The 9,972-nt window shown below is 62.4% G+C and carries 10 protein-coding genes, 1 tRNA gene and 1 pseudogene; 6 read left to right on the top strand and 6 right to left on the bottom strand.

From position 1 onward, the window contains the following. Positions 1-146 precede the first annotated feature (146 nt). A complete protein-coding gene (purU, locus tag TX78_RS05085) occupies positions 147-1,016 on the bottom strand; it encodes a formyltetrahydrofolate deformylase (protein WP_199765253.1) in 870 nt (289 codons plus the stop codon). Between the two features lie 67 nt (positions 1,017-1,083). Further along, positions 1,084-1,155 (bottom strand) — tRNA-Asn (locus TX78_RS05080). Positions 1,156-1,241: 86 nt separating this feature from the next. Between TX78_RS05080 and TX78_RS05075 the strand changes: the two genes are divergently transcribed. Next, a complete protein-coding gene (locus tag TX78_RS05075; RefSeq protein WP_233722169.1) occupies positions 1,242-1,814 on the top strand; it encodes an LOG family protein in 573 nt (190 codons plus the stop codon). Further along, positions 1,814-2,227 (top strand): GNAT family N-acetyltransferase, encoded by a 414-nt coding sequence (locus tag TX78_RS05070; RefSeq protein ID WP_044494208.1) that lies wholly within the window; start codon positions 1,814-1,816, stop codon positions 2,225-2,227. The genes TX78_RS05075 and TX78_RS05070 overlap by 1 nt, the downstream gene beginning before the upstream one ends. A 36-nt stretch (positions 2,228-2,263) precedes the next feature. Here the strand turns inward: TX78_RS05070 and TX78_RS05065 are convergent, their stop codons facing one another. Beyond that, positions 2,264-2,707 carry a GNAT family acetyltransferase gene (locus tag TX78_RS05065; RefSeq protein ID WP_044494205.1) on the bottom strand — a complete coding sequence of 148 codons (444 nt, stop codon included), beginning with the start codon at positions 2,705-2,707 and terminating at the stop codon, positions 2,264-2,266. Beyond that, the gene (locus TX78_RS05060; RefSeq protein ID WP_044494204.1) at positions 2,704-3,411 is read right to left on the bottom strand and encodes an SDR family oxidoreductase; all 708 of its coding nucleotides are present in this window, start codon (positions 3,409-3,411) and stop codon (positions 2,704-2,706) included. The genes TX78_RS05065 and TX78_RS05060 overlap by 4 nt, the downstream gene beginning before the upstream one ends. Before the next feature lie 173 nt (positions 3,412-3,584). Between TX78_RS05060 and TX78_RS05055 the strand changes: the two genes are divergently transcribed. The 3 genes from TX78_RS05055 to menC are packed head-to-tail and all read left to right on the top strand — an operon-like array spanning position 3,585 to position 6,114. Further along, the gene (locus TX78_RS05055) at positions 3,585-4,328 is read left to right on the top strand and encodes a hypothetical protein (protein WP_049897483.1); all 744 of its coding nucleotides are present in this window, start codon (positions 3,585-3,587) and stop codon (positions 4,326-4,328) included. Further along, positions 4,325-4,981 carry a MurR/RpiR family transcriptional regulator gene (locus tag TX78_RS05050; RefSeq protein WP_044494202.1) on the top strand — a complete coding sequence of 219 codons (657 nt, stop codon included), beginning with the start codon at positions 4,325-4,327 and terminating at the stop codon, positions 4,979-4,981. Before TX78_RS05055 ends, TX78_RS05050 begins: the two co-directional genes overlap by 4 nt. Further along, on the top strand, positions 4,981-6,114 hold the full coding sequence (gene menC / locus TX78_RS05045; RefSeq protein ID WP_044494199.1) for an o-succinylbenzoate synthase: 1,134 nt from the start codon (positions 4,981-4,983) through the stop codon (positions 6,112-6,114). Before TX78_RS05050 ends, menC begins: the two co-directional genes overlap by 1 nt. Positions 6,115-6,220: 106 nt before the next feature. Here menC and TX78_RS05040 read toward each other — a convergent pair whose 3' ends face one another. Together TX78_RS05040 and TX78_RS05035 are read right to left on the bottom strand one after the other, a co-directional pair. Then, a complete protein-coding gene (locus tag TX78_RS05040) occupies positions 6,221-8,389 on the bottom strand; it encodes a TRAP transporter permease (protein WP_044494197.1) in 2,169 nt (722 codons plus the stop codon). After that, positions 8,389-9,396, bottom strand: coding sequence for a TAXI family TRAP transporter solute-binding subunit (locus TX78_RS05035; protein ID WP_044494470.1), 1,008 nt, complete (start codon positions 9,394-9,396; stop codon positions 8,389-8,391). The genes TX78_RS05040 and TX78_RS05035 overlap by 1 nt, the downstream gene beginning before the upstream one ends. A 218-nt stretch (positions 9,397-9,614) precedes the next feature. Here TX78_RS05035 and TX78_RS14205 point away from each other — a divergent pair. Then, positions 9,615-9,972, top strand: a pseudogene (locus TX78_RS14205) (2,3,4,5-tetrahydropyridine-2,6-dicarboxylate N-succinyltransferase); the annotation flags it as partial.

Raw genomic sequence — 9,972 nt, 5'->3', positions numbered from 1 at the left:
GCCGTTCTTGACCAGCTTGGTGCCGCATACACCACAAACTGGCTGATTCGAGGGAAGAGTCACCCCACATGCTTTCAAAGCATGTGCAAGCCCCTACATCAGCGTCAGATCAACGATCCAAGGCCGTTCTGTACACACATTTTGGCCTATAACCCGAAAACGATCGTGGTGTTGCCGTGCCGTATGACCCGATCTTCGCAGTGCCATTTCACCGCCCGCGAGAGCACCGCTCGCTCCACGTCGGCTCCATAGCGGGTGAGCTGGGCGACGTCGTCGGCATGGGACACCCGGATGACATCCTGCTCAATAATCGGCCCCTCATCCAGATCCTCCGTCACGTAATGAGCAGTGGCACCGATGAGCTTCACACCGCGATCCTTGGCCTTCTGGTAGGGCCCAGCGCCGATGAAGGCGGGCAAGAAGCTGTGGTGAATATTGATGATCGGCGCCCCGACCTGCTCCAGGAACTCCGGGGAGAGAATCTGCATGTACCGAGCCAGGACTATCAGGTCCACATTGCCCTGAAGAAGCTCCAAGTGTTTTGCTTCGGCAACGGCCTTGTTGTGCTTATCCACCGGGACGTGGAAGTACGGGATGCCGAAAGTGCGCACGTCGTCGGCCAGGTCCGCGTGGTTGGAGATCACCATGGCGATATCCACTGGCAGCTCGCCGCGACGGTGACGCCACAGCAGGTCCAGCAGGCAGTGATCGGTCTTGGAGGCAAAGATTGCCACCCGCTTGGGCCGGGCGGCGTCGGTCAGCTGCCAGTCCATGCTGAACCGTCCGGCGAGCTTGGATTCAATGGCAGCCTCCACCTCGGGCCTCGCAGCGGCAAAGCCGGGTAGGTGGAACACCGTGCGCTGGAAGAACTGGCCACCTTCCACACCGGTGGAGTACTGGTCCAAGGAGATGATGTTGCCCCCCAGCTCCGCAATGGTCTGAGACACAGCAGCGACGATGCCGTGCTGGTCGGGGCAGGAGATGATGAGGCGGGCGATATCGGCAGAGGCAGTCACAGCCGGACAGTCTAGCCGGGAAAGCAAAAGGTCCCCACCACATGGTGAGGACCTTTCACATTTTGAGCTCCCCCGGTTGGACTCGAACCAACAACCACCCGATTAACAGTCGGGTGCTCTGCCATTGAGCTACGGAGGAAAGCGACTAAAAAATGGTAGCAGGGAAATGGCCGGGGAGGGAAATCGGCCTCCTCAGCGCCGGATTCCCGCCATAGGATGGAGGCTGTGACTGAACTGAACCGCCTTTCGATTTTTACCGGCAGTGCCACCGGACATGACCTGACCTACCAACAGGAAGTGCGCACACTCGGGGCCGCATTGGCCGAGGCCGGAGTCGGCATGGTCTACGGCGGCGGCAAAGTCGGGCTCATGGGCCAGATCGCCGATTCAGCCCTGGAAGCCGGAGGCGAAGTCATCGGAGTGATCCCCGAGGTTCTCGTGGAGCGCGAGGCTGCCCACCGCGGGCTAACCCAGCTTGAGGTGGTGGCAGATATGCACACCCGCAAAGCACGCCTGGGAGAACTCGGTGATGCATTCGTCACGCTCCCTGGTGGCATGGGCACCCTGGAAGAACTCTTTGAGGTGTGGACCTGGCAGTACCTGGGGATCTACGCCAAGCCCGTTGCCCTGTACAACACCAAGGGCTTCTGGAATCCGCTGCTGAAGATGATCGATCACCAGGTGGATGAGGGCTTCATCGCCGGCTGGCGCCGCGACGCCCTGGTCATCGCCGACACCCCTGAGGATCTGATCACCCAGCTGCGCGCCTGGGAGCCCCCAGCAGAGGATGTGACCTGATGGAGTTTCACGACGACGTGATCCCCGCCGCCGAAGAGCTTGTGCGGCTCTACAACGCGGTGGGCTGGACCAGCCACACCAAGGATCCGGAGCAGCTGGTGCGGGCTGCGGCCGGTTCTTCCCTGGTCATCAGCGCCTGGGAGCACGGCCGGCTGCTCGGGCTGGCGCGGGTCATCAGCGATGGTGAGACCATCGCGTATCTGCAGGACATTCTGGTGGACCCTGAGCATCAGCGCCGCGGCATCGGCCGGGAGCTGTTCATCCGTGCGGCCACCCCCTTCGCCCATGTGCGCCAGAAGGTGCTGCTGACCGACGACGAGCCCGGTCAGCGTGCCTTCTACGAATCCTTAGGCTTCACCGAGATTCGTGAGGTCGGCGGCAGTGCGCTGCGCTCCTTCGTCCGTTTCGACTGATCTTTTCACCTGACGGCCGACGCCGGCGGTGCAGACTCAGAGGAACTTGCCGAAGGTCATGACCTGCTGTCTGCTGTAGCCGAGCTTGTCGTAGAAACTAGCGACCACGTCATTGCCCTCGCGCACCATCAGCATCAGCTTGGGGATGTTTTGCTCACGCAGCCAGTCCTCGGCTGCTGCCACCAGCTGAGCGCCGATCTGCTGTCCGCGCAGGCTAGGCTCCACCGCCAGGTAGTAGATCCAGCCGCGGTGTCCTTCATGACCCACCATGACTGTGCCTACCAGTTGGCCGCCAACAATGGCGGTGAGCACCTCCGAGACCGGACCACCCATGGCCCGCCGGCAATCCTGGTGCGGGTCATTCCACGGCCTGGTCAGTCCCGCTGCTTCCCAGAGGGCGACGGCGGCGTCGATCTCCGCTGCCTGAAGCGGGCGGATCTGCAGGCTCTGCTCAACTGCGGCAGCTGCAGCCTCACTCATGGGTTCACCGGACGAATCGCCAGCTCCTCCACCATGGAGGCCGCGGGCATCTCAATGGCCAGGCGCACAGTATCAGCCACAGATTCTGGTGCGATGTAGCGGCCGCCGTCGTAGTTGGCATTGCCATAGGACTCCTGCAGCGCCACCTGCATATCCGTATCCACCTGACCTGGGTGGATGGAGGTGACTCGGACGGTCCCGCGCTCTTCATCCCGCAGCGCGTCAGTAAAAGCACGCAGCGCGAATTTGGTGCCGGAGTAGAGGGCGCTTCCCCCGCGGGAACGGTAACCGGACCCGGAGTTGATGGTGATGACCTCTCCGCGGGCTGCGCGCAGCGCCGGAAGGGTCAGCCGGGTCAGCTCCGCGACGGCGAATACGTTGATCTCAAACATCTGCCGCCATTCCGACAAGGGGGCCTCGGCCACGTCACGCATCCACGCCAGACCCGCCGAATGCACCAGCACATCCAGCCGCGCCAGCCCGGTCTGCTCCCAGGCGTACTTCATTGCTTCGGCGTCGCCCAGATCCGCGATGAACGCTTCGGCACTGGGGAGTGCCTCCACGACGACCTGGACTCGCTCAGCGTTGGTCCCGCCCACCAGGATGTGGTGGTCGCGTCCAAGGTTTTCGGCGATGGCTCGCCCAATGCCCCGGGAGGCGCCGGTGATCAGGGCAACAGGCCTAGCAGCGGTGTCAGTGCTCATGCGCCCAGCTTAGTCGCGCCCCCGATCCTTCTGAGAGCTGCGGATGATACGGAACGTAACTTCACTGACGAGTAGCTGAGAAGCCTTCAACATTGTTGCGCGAACGCTCCCCATAAGCAGCATTCTGGGATTATGATACGAAACGTAAAGTCTTGACGAGAAAGGCGGCAGTCATGGGTGACGAGCACACCTTCACCCTGGATGAGGGTCTGGTGGTACGCCCTTTGTCCGGGATCGAGGAACTCCGTGGAGCCTGTCGCATCTACCGGGAGGTCTTCTCCTATACCGGTGAGGACCAGGGGCTGAATCCCCGCTTGCTGCTGAGCCTCACCCAGCACGGTGGTTCGGTAGTCGGGGCAGTCAATCCTGCAGGAGTTGTACTTGCTATGGCCTACGGCTGGACAGCAGTTGACCAGAGCCCAGCGGATCCGCATGTCTACCACTTCTCGCAGGCAGCAGTGGTAGCAGCCTCGCTGCAAGGCAAAGGTGTGGGCCGTGCGATGAAGAAGGTTCAGGCGGCGGTGGCCGCGTCCGCTGGGGCCACTCGAATGCGCTGGACCTATGATCCGCTGCTGAGCCGCAACGCCCACTTCAACCTCGATGTACTCGGCGCCCGCGGACGCTGGTTCGTCCAAGATGCGCAGGGGCTGCCCGGAACCGACCGAATCACGGTGGAATGGGCACTCACCGATGACGCACGCTCCACTGACTCACACACTGCTCCGGACTCCCCCACCGGCGGGGACACCCAAGAGCTTGTTATCCCTGCGGTCAAGCCTCTTGCCGGTGTTGACGACGAGCTGATTCAGCAGTTGCGGGATCGCTTCCAGCAGTTTTTCGCCGCCGGTTACGTGGCAGTTTCCTGCCGTCGCCTGGGCGAGGACCAGGCCGTGTATGAGTTCAGGAGACCCCAGTGAGCACCTCAGGACAGGACCGCGCTGGTGCCCGCGGACCGGATAACCCCGCAGCCCGCTATGGCAGCCGGATGGGCGCTCGGTCGTCCTCGGCCGCATTGCAGGCTCAGTTGATCAAACAGGAACGCACCGTTTTGGACCAGCTCTTTGATGAGATCCAGGCCGAAGACTCGGTGGCCCGAGTCGCTGCAGTGCTGGCCGGGGCCCGCCGTCGTTTCATCTCCGGAGCTGGGCGCTCAGCCGCCTTCGCCCATCTGCTGGATTTGGACCTCTCCCACGGGGTGCCGCATGTGACACATATAGATGGCACCACCGTCCGGCCGCTGGATGTGCTCCCCGACGTGCGCGCCACAGATGCGCTGATCGTCTTCGCTATGCGGCGCTACCGCCGAGAGACGGTCCAGCTGGCCGAGCAGTTCGCCGAGCGCGGTGCCCAGGTGGTGGCCGTGACCGATGCCGCCGATTCACCGGTGCTGCAGTTCGCTGCTGAGCACATCATTGTGCCCACAGCCTCAGCCTCAGTGACCGATTCAGCCACCGGCGTCGTCGCTGTCATTCACCTACTGACCGCTCTGACCACCGCAAGCTCCAAGGGCAGCCGACGCCGGCTGGCCGAGCGAGAAGATCTGATTGAACAGATGGGACTGTATATCTGATGCGTATCACCGATGTGATCCTCCACGATGTGGAGCTGCCGCTGGTCCATTCCTTTGAGACCAGCTCCCACCGCAAGTCCTCGCTGCGCCACCTGCTGGTGGAGATGATCGATGCCGACGGCGCGCGAGGGTGGGGCGAGATCGCCTCCCCTGCCGGGCCCTACTACGCCCCAGAAACCACGACGACGGCGTGGTACGTGGCCAGTGAATACCTGATCCCCGCGGTGCTGGGCAAAGAATGGGAGCATCCGACGGAGGTTGCAGGTTTCTTCAGCAAGATCCGCGGGCATTTCTTTGCCAAGGCAGGCTTGGATATGGCGGCCTGGACACTGTTTGCACAGAAGACCGGCACCCCGCTGGGGAAGGCGCTGGGCGGCACCCGAGACTCGGTGGTCGCGGGAGTCTCGCTGGGAATCGAACCAAGCATTGATGAACTGCTGAGCCAGGTGCAGAAGCATGTCGCTGCCGGCTATCCCCGGGTCAAACTGAAGATCGCGCCGTCGTCCTCCACCGGGGCGGCCTGGGATGTGGAGCCGGTGAGGGCAGTGCGTCAGGCCTTTCCTGATCTGGATGTTCACGTGGATGCCAATGGCGCCTACCCGGGCGACACGGCTTCATTCGAAGTCTTCCGGGCGCTGGATGAGTTCGAGCTGACGATGATCGAACAGCCGTTTGCGCCGCGAAATCTGCTGGATCACGCCCGGCTCCAGAAGCAGTTGAACACTCCGGTCTGCCTGGACGAGTCCGTGGAAACTCTGGATGATCTGCGCACCGCCGTCGCCCTGAAAGCTGGCGGCGTGCTCAATATCAAAGTCTCGCGCATGGGCGGGCTGAGTCCCGCCCGTGAGGCCCACAAGATTTCCACAGAGGCGGGGTGGCCGGTGTGGTGTGGAGGAATGCACGAATTCGGCGTGGGACGGTTGGCCAATGTGGCGCTCTCCTCGCTGCCCGGCTTCAGCCTGCCTTCGGATGTCTCCGCCAGTGAGAAGTACTATGCGCGCGACATCATCGACCCGGCGGTCACAGCCGAGCAGGGCGTGGTGGATGTGCCCACGGTACCGGGACTGGGCGCGGAGATCCGTACCGAGGTCATCGACGAGCACGAAATTCGGCTGCAGCGCTTCAGCGCCTAGGGCTAGGCGCTAGGCGCTAGGCGCTGAAGCGCTGAGTCATCAGGTACATACGCCGAAGGGCCGGTGCTGCTTATTCGCAGTACCGGCCCTTCGGGTGTGTGAACGACTACGCCGTAGTGGGCAGTTCGATGTCCAGCTTTTCGTCGGTATTCGTCGAGTTGCCGCGGCCCCTGGCGCGCAGCACTGCCTGAATCACCACGGCAACTGCCACCAGCGCCAGGCCGATCCCGGAGATAACCAGGTCCGGCAGAATCATCATGACGCCGCCGATCACCAGCAGAAGCCGGTCCAGGACCGTGCCGCGGGCAATCAGATAGCCCGCTAGGCCGGAGGAGACGGCAATCATGCCCAGGACCACGGTGATCAGTGGCAAGACCATGTCCCCCACCTCGCCCTGCAGCAGCAGAGCCGGTTCCAAGATGAAGGCGTACGGAATCAGGAATCCTGCAATCGCCATTCGCAATGCGCTGACACCAGCGCGCATGGGGTTCGCGTTCGCGATACCAGCACCGGCGAAGGCCGCCAGACACACTGGTGGAGTCACATCGGCAAGGATGCCGAAGAAGAACACGAACATATGCGCGGCGATAAGCGGCACATCGAAGTGGTTGTAGAGGATCGGTGCAGCAATGGTTGCGGTGACCACGTAGTTGGCGGTGGTCGGCAGCCCCATGCCCAGCACGATGCAGGCGATCATGACCATCACCAGCACCAGCAGGAAGTTGCCTCCGGCCAGATCCACCAGACCCGCGCCGAGCTGACCGCCCAGACCGGTGGAGGTCACCGTACCGGCCACAATGCCTGCCGAGGCACATGCTGCAATGACCGGCAACGCAGTCCGGGCACCGGCAATGAGCATGTTGATCACTACATGCAGCAGGGCCAGTGCGAGTTTCCCGATCTCAACGGCCATAGCTTGGCCTCCGCGGGAACGAGATTCCATCACCACCGGCACCATGTGCTCAATGACCGCACGGCCGAAACTGAGCACCAGGGCTGTTCCGATGCCGAATAGGGCCGCACGCATGGCGCTGGTGCCCACCAGCAGAGAGGAGATGATGACGATCAGCGGCAGCAGCATATCCAGTCGAACCAGCAGCGAACGCCAACTGGGCAGCTGTTCTGGCCGCAGGCCCTTGAGCTCATTGCGCTTGGCTTCGAAGTGCACCGAGAGGAACACGCCCAGGAAGTAGAGCATCGACGGGATGACCGCGATGACGATCAGCTCGTTGTACTCAAGATTCGGGATGTTCTGGGCCATGATGAAAGCGGCTGCGCCCATAATGGGCGGCACCAGCTGGCCACCGGTGGAGGCCGTGGCCTCGGTAGCGGCTGCGATATGCGGCTTGAATCCGGCTTTCTTCATGATGGGGATGGTGAAGGAACCCGAGGCCACAGTGTTTGCCACTGAGGAGCCGGACACCATGCCCTGCAGACCCGATGCGGCCACTGCGGCCTTGGCCGGTCCGCCGGAGAAACGGCCGGCAGCGCGGAAAGCCAGGTCATTGAAGAACTGACCAATATTTGTGCGCAACAGCACTACCGCGAAGAACAGGAAGAGGAAGATGAAGTTCGCCGAGACCTGGATCGGAGTGCCGAAGACGCCAGCGCCCGAGGTCAAGAACGTATTGGTGGCGAACTCGCTCCAGTCCTGACCACGGTGGCCCCACCCCTCAGCGCTGATGTGGTTGCCGAAGAGGGCATAGGAGATAGCCACACCGGCCACAATCACAATGGGAAGGCCCACGCAACGGCGGGTTGCCTCCAGCACCAGGATGAGACCGATGCTGGCCACCAGAATGTCGGTGTCGCTGTAGCCCAGGATCTGTACCCGGTTGGAGACCAGGTATTCATAGTTGAAGAAGATGTAGAGGCTGCAGAACATAGCTGCCGCTGCCAGGATGACGTCGTACCACGCGATGCCGCGGTGACGTCCCAGCAGGATATTGAGCCCGCGGTTTCCTTCTGACGGTCGGAGCAGTCGTTTGGAAGCCGGGTACAGCAGGAAGATCAGCGCCAGTGCGCCGGCCACGTGCAGCGACCCGTGCATCCAGGTGTTATACGGCCGGTAGAAGGCCGAAAACAGGTGGTAAAGCGTGAAGGCAACCGAGAGTCCTCCGATAAGCCAACCCCACCAGCCCAGATCCGTGCGGAACCGGCTGGAGATGTCATGCTCGCGGAGGACGTCCTCGGCCTTCTCCTCAGCAGCAGCCCCGGGCTTCGTATCCTTGGGGAAGGAGGAAGCCCGGGGCTGCTCTGCTGCAGCAGTCTGCATCACGGAAGTTCGACGCCCTGCTCTTCGAAGTAACGCTGTGCGCCCGGGTGCAGCGGGATCTCGCCTACGCCGGTCAGCGCGTTCTCGAGCTCAATGTTGCGTCCCACATCCAGGGTCACTTCGTCAGAGTGCTCGAACAGTGCTGCGGTGATCTCATACGCCAGATCCTCGCTCACCTGGGTGGTGGAGGCCACCAGGGCTGCGAACACCGACAGTGTGGTGACGTCCTCATCCAGGAAGTCGTAGGAGTCAGCAGGGATGTCATAAGCCTCGTACAGGCCGCCCTCGCTGATCTCTTCAGCTTCATCCTGGGGCAGGGAGATCAGCTGCACGTCAGTGGTGGCGGCCAGGCTGGTCAGCGCAGCCACGGGCACGCCCGCCACGAACATGGAGGCATCGATCTGACCGTCACCGAGCATCTCGGTGGAGGCTGCGAAGTCGGTCTCCTCAGGGGTGTATTCGATCTCGTAGTAGTCCAGGATGGCATCGGAGATGGCACGGGTACCGGAGCCGACGTCACCGACGGCGATAGTAGCGCCTTCGAGGTCCTCGATGGTCTCGATACCGGAATCCTCACGCACCACGATGTGCATGGCCTCCGGGTAGAGGTTCGAGATCCAGCCGAAGTTATCGACAGTGACGCCTTCGAGGTCTTCGCCGAGATCGCCGGTGAGGGCGTTGACGGCAGTGTCGTTCTGGGTCAGTGCCAGCTGGGACTGTTCCTGCAGAATACGGCCCAGGTTCACTGCTGAACCGCCAGATTCCACGTAGTTGACGGATGCCTCGGTGTTGTCCGAGAAGATCGTGGACAGCTCACCGCCCAGCGGGTAGTAGGTACCGCCGGTGCCGCCTGTGGTGAACTCCAGGTCCGTGACGAAGCTGTCCTCGTCGCCCACCTGGACGTCGCCGTCGGCGGACTCGTTGTCGCCGTTGCCGTTGCCGCATGCGGCAAGTGCAGTCATCGCTGCGACTGCGGTCAGACCTGCAGCCTTTCGACGGATGCTCATGTGTTCCTCCTGGTCGAGTAGGTGTTCGGAATGGGCGAGTTCCACCTGCTGTCCAGCACGTAGTCAGGGTGCCCCCAGCCAATCCGTTGGTGATCAATCTAAGGCACCAGGCGGAATTTGGGCTACCTGGTGAGTGGCGTGAAACACAACTGTTACATGACGGGCAGTCTGTGACCTCTTACTGGGAGGACATAAAACGCGCACGTAGGATGGGGCTCATGAGTACTGACGCACGCATCGCATCCGGCCACGGCCTGGCCACTGTCACCGCTGACGGAACCGTTCTGGACACTTGGTTTCCTGCACCTGTTCTTGCACCGCTGAGCCAGAACGACGACGACGTCCTGCTGTCCTCCCTGCGTGAGGCCGAAGGCCAGGACGCTGAGCGCGGGGTCAGCCTGAAGGTCGTCTCCGTGGAGGCTGACCTGGATGCCGAAGCCACCGGGACCTCCGATGTGTGGCTGCGACTTCACCTGCTCTCCCACCGGTTGGTCAAGCCCAACACCATCAACCTCGATGGCATCTTCGGGCATCTGACCAACGTGGTCTGGACCAACTTCGGGCCCTGCCCCCTGG

This window comes from Nesterenkonia massiliensis (genome assembly GCF_000455245.1).
GTDB lineage: Bacteria > Actinomycetota > Actinomycetes > Actinomycetales > Micrococcaceae > Nesterenkonia > Nesterenkonia rhizosphaerae.
Note: the sequence above shows the minus strand (reverse complement) of the source record. Positions and strands in the feature narration are given on the sequence as shown.